The organism is Pseudomonas sp. AM4(2022), assembly GCF_036346515.1.
Lineage (GTDB): Bacteria > Pseudomonadota > Gammaproteobacteria > Pseudomonadales > Pseudomonadaceae > Aquipseudomonas > Aquipseudomonas paracarnis.
In genome coordinates, this window is record NZ_JAOTNW010000006.1 from 150918 (window position 1) to 171665 (window position 20748).

The 20748-nt window shown below is 60.8% G+C and carries 18 protein-coding genes; 13 read left to right on the top strand and 5 right to left on the bottom strand.

The window, feature by feature from the left end; genetic code table 11:
- The first annotated feature begins 2 nt into the window (after positions 1–2).
- Positions 3–485: a retropepsin-like aspartic endopeptidase RimB gene (rimB, locus tag ODQ19_RS10480; RefSeq protein ID WP_003187676.1), complete on the top strand. Its 483-nt coding sequence runs from the start codon at positions 3–5 to the stop codon at positions 483–485.
- Positions 482–1387 carry a 30S ribosomal protein S6--L-glutamate ligase gene (gene rimK / locus ODQ19_RS10485; RefSeq protein ID WP_003187674.1) on the top strand — a complete coding sequence of 302 codons (906 nt, stop codon included), beginning with the start codon at positions 482–484 and terminating at the stop codon, positions 1385–1387. The genes rimB and rimK overlap by 4 nt, the downstream gene beginning before the upstream one ends.
- A gap of 140 nt (positions 1388–1527) precedes the next feature.
- On the opposite strand, the gene ODQ19_RS10490 is transcribed toward rimK, so the two are convergent.
- Both ODQ19_RS10490 and ompR read right to left on the bottom strand, forming a co-directional pair.
- On the bottom strand, positions 1528–2841 hold the full coding sequence (locus ODQ19_RS10490) for an ATP-binding protein (RefSeq protein WP_014716473.1): 1314 nt from the start codon (positions 2839–2841) through the stop codon (positions 1528–1530).
- A 117-nt stretch (positions 2842–2958) separates the two neighbouring features.
- Positions 2959–3699 carry an osmolarity response regulator transcription factor OmpR gene (ompR, locus tag ODQ19_RS10495; protein ID WP_003187669.1) on the bottom strand — a complete coding sequence of 247 codons (741 nt, stop codon included), beginning with the start codon at positions 3697–3699 and terminating at the stop codon, positions 2959–2961.
- 355 nt (positions 3700–4054) lie between these two features.
- Here ompR and ODQ19_RS10500 point away from each other — a divergent pair, with 355 nt between their 5' ends.
- The 7 genes from ODQ19_RS10500 to tauD all read left to right on the top strand — a co-directional run bounded on the left by ODQ19_RS10500 (position 4055) and on the right by tauD (position 12227).
- Positions 4055–6379, top strand: a complete 2325-nt coding sequence (locus tag ODQ19_RS10500) for a Tex family protein (RefSeq protein WP_330209983.1) — start codon at positions 4055–4057, stop codon at positions 6377–6379.
- Positions 6379–6762, top strand: coding sequence for a PaaI family thioesterase (locus ODQ19_RS10505; protein WP_057709541.1), 384 nt, complete (start codon positions 6379–6381; stop codon positions 6760–6762). Before ODQ19_RS10500 ends, ODQ19_RS10505 begins: the two co-directional genes overlap by 1 nt.
- Before the next feature lie 214 nt (positions 6763–6976).
- Entirely contained in the window at positions 6977–8560 is a 1584-nt protein-coding gene (gene gshA, locus ODQ19_RS10510) for a glutamate--cysteine ligase (RefSeq protein ID WP_330209984.1), read from the top strand.
- A 208-nt stretch (positions 8561–8768) separates the two neighbouring features.
- A complete protein-coding gene (gene tauA / locus ODQ19_RS10515) occupies positions 8769–9746 on the top strand; it encodes a taurine ABC transporter substrate-binding protein (RefSeq protein ID WP_116668578.1) in 978 nt (325 codons plus the stop codon).
- Positions 9747–9763: 17 nt separating this feature from the next.
- Positions 9764–10543 (top strand): taurine ABC transporter ATP-binding subunit, encoded by a 780-nt coding sequence (gene tauB / locus ODQ19_RS10520; RefSeq protein ID WP_014716468.1) that lies wholly within the window; start codon positions 9764–9766, stop codon positions 10541–10543.
- Positions 10540–11376 (top strand): taurine ABC transporter permease TauC, encoded by an 837-nt coding sequence (tauC, locus tag ODQ19_RS10525; RefSeq protein ID WP_116668577.1) that lies wholly within the window; start codon positions 10540–10542, stop codon positions 11374–11376. Before tauB ends, tauC begins: the two co-directional genes overlap by 4 nt.
- Before the next feature lie 14 nt (positions 11377–11390).
- A complete protein-coding gene (gene tauD / locus ODQ19_RS10530; protein WP_116668576.1) occupies positions 11391–12227 on the top strand; it encodes a taurine dioxygenase in 837 nt (278 codons plus the stop codon).
- A 146-nt stretch (positions 12228–12373) separates the two neighbouring features.
- Here the strand turns inward: tauD and mgrA are convergent, their stop codons facing one another.
- The 3 genes from mgrA to epsC form a co-directional block, all read right to left on the bottom strand.
- Positions 12374–13411, bottom strand: coding sequence for an L-glyceraldehyde 3-phosphate reductase (gene mgrA, locus ODQ19_RS10535; RefSeq protein WP_034125489.1), 1038 nt, complete (start codon positions 13409–13411; stop codon positions 12374–12376).
- 127 nt (positions 13412–13538) lie between these two features.
- A complete protein-coding gene (gene betT, locus ODQ19_RS10540) occupies positions 13539–15500 on the bottom strand; it encodes a choline transporter BetT (RefSeq protein WP_165861680.1) in 1962 nt (653 codons plus the stop codon).
- A gap of 398 nt (positions 15501–15898) precedes the next feature.
- A complete protein-coding gene (epsC, locus tag ODQ19_RS10545) occupies positions 15899–16825 on the bottom strand; it encodes a serine O-acetyltransferase EpsC (protein WP_014716464.1) in 927 nt (308 codons plus the stop codon).
- A gap of 166 nt (positions 16826–16991) precedes the next feature.
- Here epsC and ODQ19_RS10550 point away from each other — a divergent pair, with 166 nt between their 5' ends.
- From ODQ19_RS10550 to tcyN, 4 genes are all read left to right on the top strand, one after another.
- A complete protein-coding gene (locus ODQ19_RS10550) occupies positions 16992–17987 on the top strand; it encodes a D-cysteine desulfhydrase (protein WP_330209985.1) in 996 nt (331 codons plus the stop codon).
- Positions 17988–18259: 272 nt separating this feature from the next.
- Positions 18260–19054: a cystine ABC transporter substrate-binding protein gene (tcyJ, locus tag ODQ19_RS10555; protein WP_116668573.1), complete on the top strand. Its 795-nt coding sequence runs from the start codon at positions 18260–18262 to the stop codon at positions 19052–19054.
- The gene (gene tcyL / locus ODQ19_RS10560) at positions 19054–19719 is read left to right on the top strand and encodes a cystine ABC transporter permease (RefSeq protein ID WP_003187646.1); all 666 of its coding nucleotides are present in this window, start codon (positions 19054–19056) and stop codon (positions 19717–19719) included. The genes tcyJ and tcyL overlap by 1 nt, the downstream gene beginning before the upstream one ends.
- A 2-nt stretch (positions 19720–19721) precedes the next feature.
- A complete protein-coding gene (gene tcyN / locus ODQ19_RS10565; protein WP_014716461.1) occupies positions 19722–20468 on the top strand; it encodes an L-cystine ABC transporter ATP-binding protein TcyN in 747 nt (248 codons plus the stop codon).
- Positions 20469–20748: the final 280 nt, after the last annotated feature.

Consider the following 20748-nt stretch of genomic DNA (forward strand, 5'->3'; position numbering starts at 1 on the left):
CATTGAAGACATTTGACCATTTGACCGTTGTGGGTCTGCGTGAATGGGTGGCGCTTCCCGACTTGGGAGTAGCGGGCCTGCGCGCGAAGATCGACACCGGCGCCAGCACCTCAAGCCTGCACGCCACCGATATCGAGCCCTTTGAGCGCGACGGTGAAAAGTGGGTGCGTTTTACCGCGCACCTGGGCAGCGTGGTGCAACTGCGTCACCGGCGCTGCGAGGCACCCCTGGTGACGATGAAAACCATCAAGAGCTCCAACGGCCATGCACAGGTGCGCTACGTGATCAGCACCACCCTGGCCCTGGGTGATCGGGTGTGGCGGGTGGAGTTCACCCTCGCCTGCCGCAAAGCCATGCGTTACCGCCTGCTGCTGGGCTCCAAGGCGCTGATTGACGGCCAGTTGGTGGTCAATCCGGGCCTCAAGTACGTTCAAGACAAGCCGGTGTTCCCGGTCTCCACTATTTCTGCCCCAGGTGCTGCATGAAGATTGCTGTGCTGTCGCGAAACCCGCGTCTGTATTCCACCCGCCGCCTGGTCGAGGCCGGCACTGAACGTGGCCATGAAATGGTGGTGATCGACACGTTGCGTGCCTACATGAACATTGCCAGCCACAAGCCGCAGATCCACTACCGGGGCAAGCCCCTGGAAGGCTTTGATGCGGTGATCCCGCGTATCGGCGCTTCGGTGACGTTCTATGGCTGCGCGGTATTGCGCCAGTTTGAAATGATGGGGGTGTTTCCGCTGAATGAATCCGTGGCCATTGCACGCTCGCGGGACAAGCTGCGCTCCCTGCAACTACTGTCGCGCCGGGGCATCGGCCTGCCGGTCACCGGTTTTGCCCACTCCCCGGATGACATTCCCGACCTGATCGAGATGGTCAATGGCGCACCGCTGGTGATCAAGGTGCTGGAAGGCACCCAGGGCATCGGCGTGGTGCTGTGTGAAACAGCGACGGCGGCGGAGTCGGTGATTGAGGCGTTCATGGGCCTCAAGCAGAACATCATGGTGCAGGAGTACATCAAGGAAGCTGGCGGTGCGGACATTCGCTGCTTCGTGGTGGGCGACAAGGTGATTGCGGCCATGAAGCGCCAGGCCAAGCCCGGTGAGTTCCGTTCCAACCTGCACCGTGGTGGCAGCGCCAGCCTGATCAAGATCACCCCGGAAGAACGCATGACCGCGTTACGGGCAGCCAAGGTGATGGGGCTGAGCGTGGCGGGTGTGGACATCCTGCGCTCCAACCATGGCCCGCTGGTGATGGAAGTGAACTCATCGCCGGGCCTGGAAGGAATCGAGACCACCACGGGTAAGGATGTGGCGGGGATCATCATTCAGCATCTGGAGAAGAATGGCGGGCCGAATATGACTCGGACCAAGGGAAAGGGCTGAATACCCACATCTGCCACACGCCGCAAACCACTGTGGGAGCTGGCTTGCCTGCGATGACGCCGGTACATTCAACATCGTTGTTGACTGAACTACCGCTATCGCAAACAAGCCAACTCCCACATTTGCGTTCAGATTGCTTGTTAGACCGCGTCTCTAGGCAGCATCAACCCCAACGGCAGCCGCACCCGTGCTTCCAACCCGCCGCCTTCCCGGTTGCGCAACTCAACATTGCCGCCATGCATCGACGCAATCCGCCGCACAATCGCCAACCCCAACCCGGTGCCCTTGCCTCCTCGGGCGCGGTCGCCACGGGTGAAGGGGTTGAAGATACCTTCCAGCTCAGCCGGGTCGATTCCTGTGCCACGGTCCATCACGCTTAGCACCACGTAAGGTGCTGCACTGTCGCCAGAAACGTACGCCGCCACTTCCACATCGGAACCAGCATGGTGCAAGGCGTTGCCAATCAAGTTGTTCAGCAGGCGCTTCATCGACACCCGGCGTAATGCGAACGGCTGGATCGGCTCCAGGCGCGTGCGCACCTGCTCACCGTTCTGGTTATAGGGCGCAACCACCTCACGCACGAGTTCCGTGAGGTCGACCTCCTCGACCACCTCATCCCGCCCGTCGCGGATGAACGCCAGGAACTGGTCCAGGATGGCGTCCATGTCTTCGATGTCGCGCACCATGTCATCGGTGAGGTCGGTATGGTCACCCATCAATTCCAGGGACAAACGCAAACGCGTCAGCGGCGTGCGTAAGTCATGGGACACCCCCGCCAGCATCAACTCGCGCTCGCGCCCGGCCTGTTCAACGTCTTCTGCCATCTGGTTGAATGCGCCGTACACCTCGGTCATCTCACTGGGCGTGTCGCTGACCGGCAGACGCACACTGCGCCCCTGGCCCAGTTGACGAGCGGCAAACACCAGGCGCTTGAGGGGCTGGTTGAGCTGGCGGACAAAGATCCACGCCGACGCCGTTGAGAGCAAGCCAATGGCCAGGAACCAACCCAACACGTTCCAGATTTTTTGCCCACGCAGAGGGTGCGGATAAAGCGGAACCTTGATCCACGCATCCCCCAGGCTTGGCGCTCGCACCCACAGCGCAGGCGAAACATGCATACGCAGCCGCACCTCGGTGTCGGCGCCCAATTCTGCCTGCATCTGGCGCTGGTAAATCTCGCTGTAGGGCCAATGTTGCTCGCCTTCAGGCACACCGGCGCCGTCAACTCGAGTCAGGGTCGATGCCTTGGCTACTTTTTCGCGGTTCTCAGGGTCTACCGCCCAATAACCACGCAACGTCAGGGCGACGCCATGGCTGTACTGCCGATCCACCAGCACGTCTTCGTTCATCAACAGATAAACCAGCGTGAGCGCCTTGGAAAACAGAACGACAATAAGCACCAGCCAGAGGGTGCGGGAGAAGAAACTTTGCGGGAACCACAGCGGGGTTTTCATAGATGAAAGCTGCACACCTTGCAGGAACGAGCGGTGCTCGCAGAATTGCAGACGCCGGGCATCCCGTCGACCCTCATGGGGTCAAACGCCAGGATACCCGCCCCTGCAAATCATCGGTCACTTGGTTGCGGTGCCATCCGGCACGAACACATAACCCACACCCCATACCGTCTGGATATACCGCGGCTTGGAAGGGTCCGGCTCGATCATCCGGCGCAGTCGGGAAATCTGCACGTCGATGGAGCGCTCCAGTGCGTCCCATTCCCGGCCACGGGCCAGGTTCATCAGCTTGTCACGGGTCAGCGGCTGGCGAGCGTTCATCACCAAGGCCTTGAGCACTGCGAATTCACCGGTGGTGAGCATGTGCACTTCTTCACCGCGCTTGAGCTCACGGGTGGCCAGCGACAGTTCGTAGTCGCCAAAGGTGACGCTTTCGTCTTCGCTGCCCGGTGCGCCCGGTACCGCCGGTGCCTGGCGACGCAATACGGCCTTGACCCGCGCCATCAGCTCATCGGGGTTGAAAGGCTTGGCCAGATAGTCATCAGCACCCAGTTCCAGGCCCTTGATACGGCTCAGTTCATCGCCCTTGGCGGTGAGCATGATGATCGGGATCTGGTTGTTAGCACCGCGCAGGCGTTTACAGGCAGTAAGGCCGTCTTCGCCGGGCAGCATCAGGTCGAGTACGACCAGGTTGAAGACTTCACGCCCTAACAGGCGATCCATCTGCTCGGTGTTCGGCACCGCCCGGGCCCGATAGCCCTTGGAGTTGAAAAAACGCTCCAGCAGGCTGCTCAGCCCCGGATCGTCATCAACGATGAGAATTTTTTCGCCTTCAGCAGTTTGTGCGGTGCTGCTCATTGGATGCTCCTCTTATCTCGGCGCGCATTATGGCGTAGCTGCCGTTATACGCACCGTGTGCATTGTTAGCAGATTTTTCATCTACTGCCAGCGAACCCGCGCCCTGCAACCTGCGGCGCAGTACCCCCGAAGGGCAGAACGCTGGTTATAATGCGGCGCCTGCGTGCAGGGCAACGTCAGATCGTTACCGTTTACTGCCGGGCTTTTTTTACCCGCTTGTCGTGAATTTTTCGATTTCGAGGGTCAATAGCCAGCCTCTTGACCCAGGCAGCGGCGCCAGTCGGGCCGCTCAACCAGCCTCGCCGGCCTTTTTCTACGGGCCTGCGTGCTGATTTTAAGAATTTCAGGTGGTTTTATGGACAGCATCAACAGCCGCATCGCCGAGGAACTCGGCGTACGCCCACAACAGGTCGAAGCGGCCGTCGCTCTACTGGATGAAGGCTCCACGGTGCCTTTCATCGCCCGTTACCGAAAAGAAGTGACCGGCAGCCTCGACGACACCCAATTGCGGCACCTGGAAGAGCGCCTGCGCTACCTGCGAGAACTCGACGAACGGCGTATCAGCATCCTCGCCAGCATCGAGGAACAGGGCAAGTTGACCCCTCAACTGGAACGCGACATCAAGCTCGCCGACACCAAGACCCGCCTCGAAGACCTTTACCTGCCATACAAACAGAAACGTCGTACAAAGGGCCAGATCGCCCTGGAGGCCGGCCTGGGTGATTTGGCCGATGGCCTGTTCAACGACCCATCGCTGACCCCGGAAAGCGAAGCCGTGCGCTTCATCGACGCGGAAAAAGGCGTCGCCGACGTCAAGGCCGCCCTCGAAGGCGCCAAGTACATCCTGATGGAGCGCTTCGCCGAAAACGCCAGCCTCCTGGAAAAACTGCGTACCTACCTCAAGCAAGAAGCCATCCTCAGCGCCCGCGTCATCGCCGGCAAAGAGGAGGAAGGCGCCAAGTTCCGCGACTACTTCGAACACGACGAGCCGCTCAAAAGCATGCCGTCCCACCGCGCCCTGGCGATTTTCCGCGGCCGCAACGAAGGCATTCTCAGCTCCGCACTGAAAGTCGGTGACGAACTGCCAGGCACCATGCACCCGTGCGAAGGCATGATCGGTCAACAATTCGGCATCCAGAATCAGAATCGCCCCGCAGACAAATGGCTCGGTGAAGTCGTGCGCTGGACCTGGAAGGTCAAGCTCTACACCCACCTGGAAACCGACCTGCTGGGCGAGTTGCGCGACGGCGCCGAAACCGAGGCGATCAACGTGTTCGCCCACAACCTGCACGACCTGCTGTTGGCCGCACCGGCCGGCCCGCGTGCCACCCTGGGCCTCGACCCGGGCCTGCGCACCGGTTGCAAGGTCGCGGTGGTCGATGCCACCGGCAAGCTGCTGGACCACGCCACCGTGTACCCGCACGTTCCTCACAACAAGTGGGACCAGACCCTGGCGATCCTGGCCGCCCTGTGCGCCAAGCACGCGGTGGACCTGATCGCCATCGGCAACGGCACCGCCAGCCGCGAAACCGACAAGCTGGCCGCCGAGCTGATTAAAAAATACCCAGCCATGAAGATGACCAAGGTCATGGTCTCCGAGGCAGGCGCTTCGGTGTACTCGGCGTCGGAGCTGGCTTCCAAGGAATTCCCGGACCTCGACGTGTCGATCCGTGGCGCGGTGTCCATCGCCCGCCGCCTGCAAGACCCGCTGGCCGAACTGGTGAAGATCGACCCTAAATCCATCGGCGTCGGCCAGTACCAGCACGACGTGTCGCAGCTGAAACTGGCACGCGGCCTGGATGCAGTGGTGGAAGACTGCGTAAACGCCGTGGGCGTAGACGTGAACACCGCCTCAGTAGCGCTGCTGGCGCGAATCTCCGGCCTCAACGCCACCCTGGCGCAGAACATCGTCAGCCACCGCGACGAAAACGGCGCGTTCAAAACCCGCGCCGCGCTGAAGAAGGTCGCACGCCTGGGTGAAAAAACCTTTGAACAGGCTGCTGGTTTCCTACGCGTAATGAACGGCGACAACCCGCTGGACGCGTCTGCGGTTCACCCGGAAGCCTACCCATTGGTGCAACGCATTGCCGCCGAGACCGACCGCGATATCCGTTCGTTGATCGGTGATGCCGCTTTCCTCAAGCGCCTGGACCCGAAGAAGTACACCGACGAAACCTTCGGTGTGCCGACCATCACCGATATCCTGCAAGAGCTGGAGAAACCGGGTCGCGACCCGCGCCCGGAGTTCAAGACCGCCGAGTTCCAGGACGGCGTCGAAGACCTCAAGGACCTGCAACCGGGCATGATCCTCGAAGGCGTGGTGACCAACGTGACCAACTTCGGCGCGTTCGTCGACATCGGCGTGCATCAGGACGGTTTGGTGCACATCTCCGCACTTTCGGAGAAGTTCATCAAGGACCCACGTGAGGCGGTGAAAGCCGGTGACGTGGTCAAGGTCAAGGTCATGGAAGTCGACATCCCGCGCAAACGCGTCGGCCTGTCGATGCGCATGAGCGACACCCCCGGCGAGAAAATCGACGGTGCCCGTGGTGCTCGCCCAGGTTCGGCACCGCGCCAGTCGCAGAACAACGCGCCGCGCAAGGAAACCGCCACCGCCGCGCCAAGCAACAACGCCATGGCGTCGCTGTTTGCCAACGCTAAACAGCTGAAGAAGCGTTGATGGAGATTCCGGCCGGCTTGACCCAGAGCGCATTCAGCGAACTGATCGGCTGCCGCCTGCAACGCCTGGAAGAGGGCGTTGCCGAGGTGGCCCTGACCCTGGAGCCGCACCTGCGCAACCGCGCGGGCAAGCTCCATGGCGGGGCGATTTTCAGCCTGGTGGATATAACCATGGGCCTGGCCTGTTCCAGCGCCCATGGTTTCGACCAGCAGAGCGCCACCATCGAATGCAAGATCAACTATATCCGCGCTGTGGAAGACGGTGAGGTGCTGTGCACCAGCCGGGTGATCCACACCGGTCGCCGCACCCTGGTGGTCGAGGCAGACGTGTACCAGGGCGAAAGACTTGTCGCAAAAGCACAGGGCACGTTCGCTGTCCTATAGCTCCCCACCCCCGATTTGAGTTAATTTCGGCGCTGCGATAACAGCGTCGGAATTTTCTCGCTGCGCTGTAGCCCAATTCATGGAGTGAAGTCGGCAAATTCAGAACGGGTCAAATCGACTCAAAACCAGGCGATCACGCCAGTTTCAACTTCACCCTTGTAGACCGTCCTGCCCACCCCCATATTGGGGCGACTGACGCGTGAAGGAATCCAACTTGAGCGAACTTCTCAACCGCCGCCTGGCCCTGCTCGGCAAGCGCGAACACCTCTCCCTGCTAGAGCAATGCTTGCACGGCATCGAGCGCGAATGCCTGCGCGTCACCAACGAAGGTCGCCTGGCGCAAACGCCGCACCCCGAAGCCTTGGGCGCCGCGCTGACCAATGAGCAGATCACCACCGACTACTCGGAATCGCTGCTGGAGTTCATCACCCCAGCCCTGCCCAACCCGGCCGATACCTTGAGTAGCCTGGACAAGATCCATCGCTTTGCCTACACCAAGCTGGGCAGCGAATACCTGTGGAGCCCCTCGATGCCGTGCCCGTTGCCGGCCGAGGAAGATATTCCGATTGCCTACTACGGCACCTCCAATATCGGCCAGCTCAAGTACGTGTACCGCAAGGGCCTGGCCCTGCGTTACGGCAAGACCATGCAGTGCATCGCGGGCATCCACTACAACTTTTCCCTGCCGGAAGCGTTGTGGCCGTTGCTCAAGGAAACAGAAGGATTTGTCGGCACCGACCGCGACTATCAGTCCACGGCCTACATCGCGCTGATCCGTAATTTCCGTCGCTACAGCTGGCTGTTGATGTACCTGTTCGGCGCCTCGCCAGCCCTGGACGCCGGCTTCCTGCGCGGGCGCTCGCATCAGCTTGAAGTCCTCGATGCCGACACCCTGTACCTGCCTTACGCCACCAGCCTGCGCATGAGCGACCTGGGTTACCAGAGCAATGCCCAGGCCGGCCTGACGCCGTGCTACAACGACTTGGCCAGCTACACCGATAGCCTGCGCGAAGCGGTGGCAACGCCCTACGCGCCGTACGTTGAAGTCGGCACGCACAAGGATGGCGAGTGGGTGCAGCTGAACACCAACATCCTGCAGATCGAAAACGAGTACTACTCCAACATCCGTCCCAAGCGCGTGACCTACACTGGCGAGCGGCCGATCCAGGCGTTGATGGCCCGTGGTATTCAGTACATCGAAGTGCGCTGCCTGGACATCAACCCGTTCTTGCCGATGGGTATCGACCTGCCAGAGTCGCGGTTCCTCGACGCGTTCCTGCTGTACTGCGCGCTGAACGACAGCCCACTGTTCGCCAACAACGAGTGCGGCAACGCCAGCTCCAACTTCCTCAGCGTGGTCAAGGAAGGCCGCCGTCCGGGCCTGCAATTGCAGCGTGACGGCCAGCCGGTGGACATGAAGGAGTGGGCAGCCGAGTTGCTGGAGAAGATTGCCCCGCTGGCCGCCCTGCTCGATCAGAGCCACGGCATCACCGAGCACAGCGAGGCACTGGACGCCCAGTTGGCCAAGGTCAAGGACCCATCCCTGACGCCGTCGGCTCAGGTGTTGGCAGCCATGGCTGAGCGCAAGGAAAGCTTTGCGCAGTTCTCTCTGCATCAAAGCGAAGTACATGCCGAATACTTCCGCAAGGAGCCTTTGGCGCCTGAGGAACAAGCGCACTTTGAAGAACTGGCCCGTGCCTCGCTGGCGCAGCAGGCGGAGCTTGAGCAGAACGAGGTGGGCGATTTCGATGTGTTTGTCGGCTCGTACCAGGCAAGCATCCTCGCCATCAGCAACTAAGTAGCACCCTGTAGGAGCGAGCTTGCTCGCGAAGAACCCACGGACACCGCGTTCATCCAGACTGGACGCGTCACCGTTAACGTTTTTCGCGAGCAAGCTCGCTCCTACAGTTTTAAGCTAATTCGAAAAAGTTATTTATTTTCTAATTCTTAGATCATTTAGTCTCCTCTCACGCCGACTCTCGGCCGCCTGATTGAGGAGCTTCCCCTTGAAACTGCTGACCCCTCTGCGCCTGTTGGCCGCATTGTCCTTGGCCGGTGCCAGCCTGTTTGCCCAGGCGGCGGATCTGACCATTGCTTACCAGACCACCGTGGACCCGGCCAAAGTCGCCCAAGCCGACGGCGCCTATGAAAAAGCCACTAACGCCAAGATCGACTGGCGTAAATTCGACAATGGCGCCGATATCATCGCTGCCATCGCGTCCGGCGACGTGCAGATTGGCTACCTCGGTTCCAGCCCACTGACTGCCGCAATAACCCGCAAAGTCCCTGTGCAAACCTTTCTCGTCGCTACTCAGATCGGCGGCGCCGAAGCCTTGGTGGCGCGTAACGGGTCGGGGATCAACAGCCCGCAGGACCTGATCGGCAAAAAGATCGCCGTGCCCTTTGTTTCCACCGGCCACTACAGCCTGCTCGCCGCGCTGAAACACTGGGATATCGACCCGGCCAAAGTCACCATCCTCAACCTCGCCCCACCGGCCATCATCGCCGCCTGGAAGCGCGGTGATATCGACGCCACCTACGTATGGGACCCGGCCCTGGGCGTGGCCAAAGAAACCGGCAAGGTGCTGATCACCTCCGGGGAGCTGGCCAAGTTCGGCGCGCCGACGTTCGATGCCTGGATCGTGCGCAAGGATTTTGCCGAGAAGCACCCAGAGATCGTCACCGCCTTCGCCAAAGTCACTCTGGATGCCTACGCCGCCTACCGCAAAGACCCACAAGCCTGGCTTGCCGATACCGGCAACGTCGACAAACTGGTGAAACTCTCCGGCGCCAAGGCCAGCGATATCCCCTTGCTGCTGCAAGGCAACGTCTACCCGTTGGCCGCCGACCAGGTCACCCTGCTGGGCGCGCCGACCACCAAGGCCGTCACCGACACCGCTGCGTTCCTCAAGGAACAGGGCAAGGTCGATGCCGTGCTACCCGACTACGCCCCTTACGTCAGCGCCAAGTTCATTACCAACTGACCCAGGAGTTCACTGCGATGGCCTTGCTACAACTGGAGCGCATCAGCGCACAGTACCCAGGCGCCCCGGAACCGGTACTGTCCGATATTTCACTGGAGCTTGGGCCCCAGCAGCTGCTGGTTGCCCTGGGCCCGTCCGGCAGTGGCAAGACGTCGTTGTTGAACCTGATTGCCGGCTTCGTCGAACCGTCTGCCGGGCGTATCACCCTCGATGGCGTGCCGGTCAAAGGCCCCAGCGCCGAGCGCGGCGTGGTGTTTCAGGACGACGCCCTGCTGCCCTGGCAGGACGTGCTGGCCAACGTCGCCTTTGGCCTGGAACTGGCCGGCGTGCCCAAGGCGCAGCGCGAAGTGCGCGCCCGCGAAATGCTCGCGCTGGTGGACCTGGCCGGTTTCGACAGCCGGCGCATCTGGCAGCTCTCGGGCGGCCAGAAACAGCGCGTCGGCCTGGCCCGCGCCTTGGCGGCCGACCCTCGCGTATTGCTGATGGACGAACCCTTCGGCGCGCTGGATGCCTTTACCCGCGAACAAATGCAGGAGTTGCTGCTGCAAGTGTGGCGGCGCACGGCCAAGCCGGTGTTCTTGATTACCCATGACATTGAAGAAGCGGTGTTCCTGGCTACGGACTTGATCCTGCTCGCGCCCAACCCGGGCCAGATCGTCGAACGCCTGCAACTGGATTTCGGCCAACGTTATGCCGCCGGTGAATCAGCCCGCGCAATCAAGTCCGACCCGCGCTTTATCGAAACCCGTGAACATGTGCTGGGCAAAGTGTTCTCCCAACGGCAGGTGTACGCATGAGCAGCTACGAACTTCCCGCCACGACCAGCAAGCCGGTGGCACCTGCCGTTATTCCGGTACGTCGCAGCCTGAGCACGCGCTGGATCAGCGTGCTGACCCTGGTCGCTCTGCTCGCCCTCTGGTGGGCAGTGACCGCCACCGGTTTGATCGAACCTCTGTTCCTGCCGCCACCGTCCGCCGTGTTGCAAAAAGGCTGGCTGCTGGCGACCACCGGCTACATGGATTCCACCTTGTGGCAGCACCTGGGCGCAAGCCTGAGCCGCATCGGCCTGGGCCTGGGCTTTGCGGTGCTGACCGCCGTGCCGGTGGGGATTGCCATCGGAGCCAACCGCATTGCCCGAGGCATTTTCGATCCGTTGATCGAGTTCTACCGGCCAATTCCGCCGCTGGCCTACCTGCCGCTGATCGTGATCTGGTGCGGCATTGGCGAGCTGTCCAAGGTGCTGCTGATTTACCTGGCGATTTTCGCCCCGATCGCCATCGCGACCGCAACCGGGGTGCGCACCGTCGACCCGGCCAAGCTGCGGGCTGCGCAGTCGCTGGGCGCCACCCGCGCACAACTGATTCGCCATGTGATCCTGCCCAGCGCCCTGCCCGACATCCTCACCGGAGTGCGTATCGGCCTGGGTGTGGGCTGGTCGACCCTGGTCGCCGCCGAGTTGATTGCCGCCACCAGCGGCCTGGGCTTCATGGTGCAGTCGGCGGCGCAATTTCTGGTCACCGATGTGGTGGTGCTGGGCATCCTGGTGATCGCCCTGATCGCCTTCGCCATGGAAATGGGCCTGCGCGCCCTGCAGCGTAAATTAGTGCCCTGGCATGGCCAGGCACACTGAGTGAAGAACCCACAATGAGCAGCCTGACCGTTACCCCATTAAGCACCGCCCTGGGCGCCCAGATCAGTGGCGTCGACGTCACACAGCCGCTGAACCCTGAACAGCGCGACGCCATTGAACAGGCGTTGCTCGACTATTCGGTGCTGTTCTTCCGTGACCAGCCGATCACCCCTGCGCAACAGGCACGGTTCGCGGCAAACTTTGGCGACCTGCACATCCACCCGATCTACCCCAACGTGCCGGAACAGCCCGAGGTGCTGATCCTCGACACCGCCGTCACGGATGTGCGTGATAACGCGGTGTGGCATACCGACGTGACCTTCCTGCCCACGCCGGCCCTGGGCGCTGTGCTCAGCGCCAAGCTGCTGCCAGCCTTCGGCGGTGATACCTTGTGGGCCAGCGGGATTGCGGCGTATGAGGCGTTGTCCGAGCCGTTAAAGCGCTTGCTCGATGGCCTCACCGCCACGCACGATTTCACCAAGTCGTTCCCGCTGGAGCGCTTTGGCAACACCGCCGAAGACCTTGTGCGCTGGGAAGCAACCCGCAAGAAAAACCCGCCGCTATCGCACCCGGTCGTGCGCACGCACCCGGTGAGTGGGCGTAAATCGCTGTTCGTCAGCGACGGCTTCACCACTCGAATCAATGAACTGGAACCGGCCGAAAGCGAGGCCATTCTCAAGCTGCTGTTCACCCACGCCACCCGCCCGGAATTCACCATTCGCTGGCGCTGGCAGGAGAATGATGTGGCGTTCTGGGATAACCGCGTCACCCAGCATTACGCCGTGGATGACTACCGGCCACAGCGGCGGGTGATGCACCGGGCGACGATTCTTGGGGATGTGCCGTTCTAACGCCAAGCACGATATATCCATCAATGAAAATTAAAATGTGGGAGCGGGCTTGCTCGCGAATGCGGTGACTCAGTCACCTATTTACTGACTGACACTCCGCATTCGCGAGCAAGCCCGCTCCCACATTTTGATCGCTGGGCGGCAGGTTATTCGGCTGTGGAAGGCTTTTCCCACAAGTTGATCCCACCTTCCTGCGCAAACCGATCAATCTCCGCCAGTTCTTCTGCACTGAAGCTCAAGTTCTTCAACGCCCCGACGTTTTCGATAATCTGCTCCGGCCGGCTTGCGCCGATCAGCGCACTGGTTACCCGTGGATCACGTAATGTCCACGCCAGCGCCAACTGGGCCAGGCTCTGGCCACGGCGCTTGGCGATTTCATTCAGGCCGCGTACATGGGCGATGTTGGCTTCGGACAGGTGCTGGGCCTGCAACGAGCCGCCACCCGGACGATTGACCCGCGCATCGGCCGGTACGCCGTTGAGGTACTTGTCGGTGAGCAAACCCTGGGCCAGCGGCGTGAAGGCGATCACCCCAGCGCCAAGTTCTTCAGTGGTGTCCAGCAGGTCCTTTTCCACCCAACGGTTGAGCAGGTTGTAGGCCGGCTGGTGGATCAACAACGGCACTTTCCACTCGTTGAGCAAGGCTGCGATTTCGCGGGTTTTTACCCCGGAGTAAGACGAGATACCGATGTACAACGCCTTGCCTTGTTGCACGGCGGTGGCCAGGGCGCTGGCGGTCTCTTCCAGGGGCGTGTCGGGGTCGAAGCGGTGGGAGTAGAAGATATCCACATAATCGACGCCAAGGCGTTGCAGGCTCTGGTCCAGACTCGCCAATACGTATTTACGCGAACCGCCACCCTGGCCGTAAGGGCCGGGCCACATGTCCCACCCGGCTTTGCTGGAGATGATCAATTCGTCGCGATAGTGCTTGAAGTCTTCGCGCAGCAACCGACCGAAATTGATCTCGGCGCTGCCGTAGGGCGGGCCGTAGTTGTTGGCCAGGTCGAAGTGGTTGATGCCCAGGTCGAACGCCGTGCGCAGCAAGGCGCGCTGGGTGTCGATCGGGGTGCTGTCGCCAAAGTTGTGCCACAACCCCAGGGACAGTGCCGGCAGCACCAATCCACTGCGGCCTACGCGGCGATAAGGAATAGATTCATAGCGGTTTTCGGCAGCAATGTACGTCATCGAATCCTCTCTTGATCTAGGGCAAATAAGGCCCGGGAATAGGTATATTCCCGGGCCTTATAAGCAGCTGAATCGCTTAAGTCTGCCTCTACCTTTTACAGCAAAGACCTACTTTAGAGGAACGCTATCAGCGCACCAAATGCAGGAACTGCAGATGGCGCTCGTACTGGTCGAGGATGTCGTTGATGATCTGCTCCTTGGTATAGCCCACCAGGTCATAATCCTGGCTGCCCTCACTCAAGTGCACCTCCGCACGATAGTAACGGCGGTTGTTGATCTCTTTCGAACCCATGCCACCGCGGGCAAACGACGGTGTGAAATAGCCGCGCATCTGCACTTGGTAGATGAACGGATGCTCCTCGCCATGACCGATTTCCAGGCTGACGCTGTCGTTGGACGGGTCCGGCTGAGTGACCACATTCAGGCCCTTTTCGACAAACACCGCCGTCACTTCTTCGATCGCCGGGCGCACCGTCGACTCGAGGAAGCGGTACACCTCATCGCGGGATGGGAAATGCACCGCCTGGCTCAAGCGCTGGCGCCAGCCGCCTCGGCCTTTGCGCGAAGCGGAGATCGGCGCCAGGGAATGCAACTGCGCGATCTGCTTTTGCGACTCCAGGTAGAACGCCTTGTGCAACCCCCACATCATCAACAGCAGGATCAGCGAAAACGGCAGCGAGGTCAGTACCACCGCAGACTTGAGCGAGTCGATACTGCCGGCGAACAGCAACGCACTGGTGACCAGGGCGGTCATCGCACCCCAGAACACACGCAGCCACTTCGGCCCGTCTTCGTCAGCATTGCCGCCTTTGGACGAGAGGGTGGAGAGCACCACAGTGCCGGAGTCCGCCGAGGTCACGAAGAACACAAAGCTGATGAACACCGTGACCGCGATCACCGTCTTGCTCCACGGGTAGGTTTCCAGCAGCAGGTAGAGGCTCATCGATGGGTCATCGATCGCCGACTGGCCCAGTGCAGCCATGCCATGGTTGAGCACCTGGTCAATGGCGCTGTTACCGAAAATCGACATCCACGCCAGGGTGAAGCCCAGCGGAATCAGCAGCACGCCAAACACGAATTCGCGGATGGTGCGGCCACGGGAAATACGCGCAATAAACAGACCTACGAACGGCGACCATGCGATCCACCAGGCCCAGTAGAACACTGTCCAGCCGCCCAGCCAGTCGCTCGGCTCGTTGTAGGCGTACACATCAAAACTCTTGGTGGGCAGCGCGCCCAAATAATCGCCGATGTTCTGGATCAAGGTGTTGAGCAGGTGCTGGGTAGGCCCGGCGAACAACACAAACAGCAGCAACGCACAGGCCAGCAGCATGTTGATGTCGGACATCACCCGCACGCCCTTGTCGACGCCGGCCACGGCCACGATGATTGCCGCGCCCATCATCAACGTAATCAGGCCCACTTGGATCCACTGGGTATGGGCAATGCCAAACAGGTAGTCCAGGCCAGAGTTGAGGTGCAGTACGCCAAAGCCCATGTCGGCACCCAGGCCGAACACGGTGGCAATGATGCCAAAGCCATCCACGGCGTAACCGATAGGGCCATTGATGCGCTTGCCGATCAGCGGGTACAGCGCCGAGCGCAACGCCAGCGGCAGGTTATGCCGGTAGGCGAAATACGCCAGGGCCATGCCGACAAACGCGAACACGCCCCAGCCATGCAGGCCCCAGTGCAGGAACAGCACCTGCATGGCCTGGCGCGCCGCATCGGCGTTCATTGCTTCGCCTTGGGGCGGTTGCACCAGATGGGTCAGCGGCTCCGAGACACAGAAGAAAAACAGCGTGATGCTGATCCCGGCGGCGAACAACATGCCGGCCCAGGACAGGTAACTGAATTCGGGCTCGTCGTGGTCGGCACCGAGTTTTATCTTGCCGTAGCCCGATAGCGCGGTGACCACCACGAAGACCAGATACAGCGTCATCGCCAGCATGTAGTACCAGCCGACCGTGTTGGCCGCCCAGTTTTGCGCCGCCAGCAGCCAGGCACCGGCCTGTTGCGGGATAGCGATGACCGTGATGCCAAACAGCAGGATGACGGTGGCGGCAAAGTAGAAAACGGGCGCATTCATGCGCACCATGCCGCTGGAAGGGGTGGACGATGCACTCATGAACGATGCACCTCAAGGTTGCGGGATATGGCTGTAAAAAACGGACTCAGCAAAGGTAAGCCTCCTGTTGTGAGCGGGCAGCGAACCACCGGTTTAACTTGAACGAACGTTCAAGTTAAACATGAATAGGCGGTCTGGGACTAATCTCGGGGCTGAGTGGTAGGTGTTTCCTACACTAGCTCAGGGATTGGTATGACGGATGAAGGAGGCAAATCGTTCAGCGACCCCACGTTGAAATACATTCTAAATGTGGGAGCTGGCTTGCCTGCGATAGCGGTGGGTCAGCCGCCCTTCCTTTGACTGATACACCGCTATCGCAGGCAAGCCAGCTCCCACACTGATGGGTGTCTACTCAGGTATTACTTCTGCGCCCCATCATCATGCTGCAAGTTCGCCTGGGTGATATTCGCCCCGGCCGGCACGCTGCGGGTCAGCCACACATTGCCGCCAATGGTCGAGCCTTGGCCAATGGTGATCCGCCCCAGGATCGTCGCCCCGGCATAAATCACCACATCATCTTCAACAATAGGGTGACGCGGGTGGCCTTTCTGCAATTGCCCATCCTCATCCGCAGGAAAGCGTTTGGCGCCCAGTGTCACCGCCTGGTAGATGCGCACCCGCTCGCCGATGATCGCGGTCTCGCCAATCACTACGCCCGTGCCGTGGTCGATAAAGAAGCTCGGGCCGATCTGCGCGCCGGGGTGGATATCAATGCCGGTGGCCGAGTGGGCGATTTCCGCACTGATGCGCGCCAGCAGCGGCAGGCCGGCACGGTACAGGTGGTGGGCCAGGCGATGGTGGATCACCGCCAGGATGCCCGGGTAGCACAACAGCACCTCATCCACACTGCGTGCGGCCGGGTCGCCGTGGTAGGCAGCCAGCACGTCGGTGTCCAGCAAGCTGCGCAGGGATGGCAACGCCAGGGCGAAATCCTGGATCAGGCGAATGGCATGGGCATTGACTTCACTGTCGTCCTCACCGCTCTGGCGCGCGGCATAGCGCAATTCCAGGCGCGCCTGGGCGAGCAAGGCGTTGAGCGCGACGTCGAGGGTATGGCCCACATAGAAGTCTTCGCTTTCTTCGCGCAGGTCCGCCGGGCCCAGGCGCATCGGAAACAGGGCACCGCACAACGCCTCAAGAATCTGTGCCACCGCCTCGCGGGATGGCAACTCGCGGCCACCATGCTCGCCGCTCAAGCGCCCGTTGCGCGTTCGCCACTGGTCGCGGGCGCCGCGCAGCTGGCTGACGATGGTCTGCAATTGCCAATGACTGGAACGCTCACTCACGGTATTCACTCCTGACGAAATGGCCATCACTTTACGGTATGCACCCAGGCAGCTCTTAAGAACCAATGGTGTGAGCCTAAGAACCTTTCGTCATAAGCGATTGACGGTTGCCCGATGAAAAGTGCCTGCCTATAGTCCCCCCATCACTCAGCCACCGTGCGTAACCATGATCAAACAACAGCTCGACCGTTTTAACCGTCTGGAACTCCTGGGCAGTGCCACTGCCCTGGAAAAACTTGAGCGGCTGTCGGCTTGGCTGGGCAGAGACATCTACGTCAAACGCGATGACACCACGCCGCTGGCCATGGGTGGCAATAAGCTGCGCAAGCTTGAATACCTGGCCGCCGATGCCATCGCCCAGGGCGCCGACACGCTGGTCACCGCCGGCGCGATCCAGTCCAACCATGTGCGCCAGACCGCCGCGCTCGCCGCCAAGCTCGGCCTGGGCTGTGTTGCCCTGCTGGAAAATCCCACCTGCACCGAAGACCCCAACTACCTGGGCAACGGCAATCGCCTGCTGCTGGAGTTGTTCGACGCCAAAGTGGAGTTGGTGGAAAACCTCGACAACGCCGACGACCAACTCAACGCCCTCGCCGACCGCCTGCGCAGTAACGGCAAGAAGCCGTACCTGGTGCCTATCGGCGGTTCCAATGCACTCGGCGCCCTGGGCTACGTGCGCGCCGGGCTGGAGTTGGCCGCGCAAATTGAAGACAGCGGCATTGAATTCGCCGCCGTGGTGCTCGCCTCCGGCAGTGCCGGTACCCACAGCGGCCTGGCTCTGGCCTTGAGCGAGGCACTGCCGCAGTTACCGGTGATCGGCATCACGGTGTCGCGTACCGAGCAAGCGCAATTGCCCAAGGTGCAGGGCCTGGCCGAACGCACTGCCGAGTTGCTCGGCGTGGCTATTCCGCAAGTCTTCAAGGTCACCCTGTGGGACGAGTATTTCGGACCGCGTTATGGCGAGCCAAACGCTGGCACCCTCTCGGCGATCAAACTTTTGGCCAGCCAGGAAGGTCTGTTGCTGGACCCGGTGTATACCGGCAAGGCCATGGCCGGTTTGCTCGACGGCATCGGGCGCCAGCGCTTTGAAGAGGGGCCGATCATTTTCCTGCATACCGGTGGAGCGCCAGCGTTGTTTGCCTATGACTCAGTATTCAACTGACTGAATACGGTCGATGTGGGAGCTGGCTTGCCTGCGATTGCGTTGGGTCGGCCAAAAACTTGGCACTGACACACCGCAATCGCAGTCAAGCCAGTTCCCACACAAGGCGCATATATCTCTAAAAAGAATATGAAATTGTATTTTTATTATTTTCAAGACTTAAAAACCCACCTTATCATCGCGCCGAAGGCGAAGACGCGCTTCGCGCTTTAGGGCAGGATACGACTACCGTGTTACCTGCTTCGCTCACCATAAAAACACAGGGGCTCTCCATGACTATTTCTGCATTTCGTCGCACGCTGTTGGTTGGCACTTTGGGCCTGGCGCTCGGCGCTGGCTGGCTGGGCCAGGCCGTTGCCGGCGAGCAGTTGAACACCATCAAGAAGGCCGGCGAGATCAAGATCGGCCTGGAAGGCACCTACCCACCGTTCAGCTTCGTCGATGAAAGCGGCAAGCTCAGCGGTTTCGAAGTGGAACTGTCCGAGGCTTTGGCCAAGGAGCTGGGCGTCAAGGTCAAGCTGCAAGCCACCCCTTGGGACGGCATCCTCGCCGCGCTTGAATCCAAGCGCCTGGACGCCGTGGTCAACCAAGTGACCATCTCCGAAGAGCGCAAGAAAAAGTACGATTTCTCCAAGCCTTACACCGTGTCCGGCATCCAGGCGCTGGTGCTGAAAAAGAACGTCGACTCGATCAAGAAAGCCGACGACCTGGCCGGCAAGAAAGTGGGTGTGGGCCTGGGCACCAACTACGAACAATGGCTCAAGGACAACCAGCCTAAAGCTATTATCAAAACCTACAACGACGACCCGACCAAGTTCCAGGACCTGCGCATCGGCCGTATCGACGCCATCCTGATCGACCGCCTCGCCGCCCTGGAATACGCCAAGAAAGCCCCCGACACCGCCGCTGCCGGCGACGCCTTCTCCCGTCAGGAATCCGGTATCGCCCTGCGCAAAGGCGAGCCTGAATTGCTCGACGCGGTGAACAAGGCTCTGGACAAACTGCGCGCCGACGGCACCTTGAAGAAGCTGTCCGAGAAGTACTTCAACGCTGACGTCACGCAATAATGGAAGCAGGTTTCCAACTCGCGCTGGACTCCGCGCCCTTTCTGCTCAAGGGCGCGTACTACACGGTAATCCTCAGCCTGGGCGGGATGTTTTTCGGCCTGTTGCTGGGCTTCGGCCTGGCCTTGATGCGCCTCTCGCGCTTCAAGCTCTTGAGCTGGACCGCCCGGGTCTACGTATCGTTTTTTCGCGGCACGCCGTTGCTGGTGCAGCTGTTCTTGATCTACTACGGTTTGCCGCAAGTGGGCATCGAGCTGGACCCGATCCCGGCCGCCATGATCGGCTTTTCGCTGAACATGGCCGCTTATGCGTGTGAAATCCTGCGGGCCGCCATCGCCTCCATTGAGCGTGGCCAGTGGGAAGCCGCTGCCAGTATCGGTATGACCCGTGCGCAGACGTTGCGCCGGGCCATCCTGCCCCAGGCGATGCGCACGGCATTGCCGCCCTTGGGCAACAGCTTTATTTCACTGGTCAAGGACACGGCGCTGGCCGCCACCATCCAGGTGCCCGAGCTGTTCCGCCAGGCCCAACTGGTGTCGGCACGTACCTTCGAAATTTTCACCATGTATCTGTCCGCGGCCCTGATCTACTGGATCCTGGCGAGTATCCTGGCGCATCTGCAAAATCGTCTGGAAGACCGGGTCAACCGGCATGACCTGGAGTCTTGAGCATGATCGTGGTTGAAAAACTGACCAAACAATTCAATGGTCAGGTGGTGCTCAACGGCATCGACCTGGAGGTCAAGGAAGGCGAAGTGGTCGCCATCATCGGCCCCAGCGGTTCGGGCAAGACCACCTTCCTGCGCTGCCTGAACTTCCTCGAAGAGCCCACCAGCGGCCGTATCAAAGTGGGCGACATCGAGATCGACAGCAGCAGGCCGCTCAATCAGCAACAGGGCCTGGTGCGACGCCTGCGCCAGCATGTGGGCTTTGTGTTCCAGAACTTCAACCTGTTCCCCCACCGCACCGCGCTGGAAAACGTCATCGAAGGCCCCATCGTGGTCAAGAAGATGCCACGGGAAGCGGCGGCCGAACTGGGGCGCAAGCTGTTGGCCAGGGTCGGCCTGGCGGGCAAGGAAGCGTCTTACCCAAGGCGGCTGTCCGGCGGCCAGCAACAGCGTGTGGCGATTGCCCGCGCATTGGCCATGGAGCCGGAGGTGATCCTGTTCGACGAACCCACCTCGGCCCTCGACCCGGAACTGGTGGGCGAAGTCCTGGCGACCATTCGCAGCCTGGCCGAAGAAAACCGCACCATGGTTATCGTCACCCACGAGATGAGCTTTGCCCGTGATGTGGCCAACCGGGTGATCTTTTTCGACAAGGGCGTGATCGTCGAACAGGGCGAAGCCAAGGCGCTGTTTGCCAACCCAAGGGAAGAACGTACCAAGCAGTTCCTGAGCAAATTCCTCGCCCACTGACCCACCCTCTGTAGGAGCGAGCTTACTCGCGAAAAACGCCCAGGCAACTCGGTCGATCTGATTCACCGCGTTATGGTTAACGTTCTTCGCGAGCAAGCTCGCTCCTACAACGGGTTACCATTTCAGCGCATAAAATCCCCCGCCGTACCCCCCCTTAAAATCCCCCTCCCCGTCAGACCCTTCTGAATATCCTCAAACCCGCCGTTTAGCCTTTTGCCTCCATTGACGCTCCCCGGCCAACCCTCTTATCTAGCGCCTTGAGGATTGGATCCCATCCCGG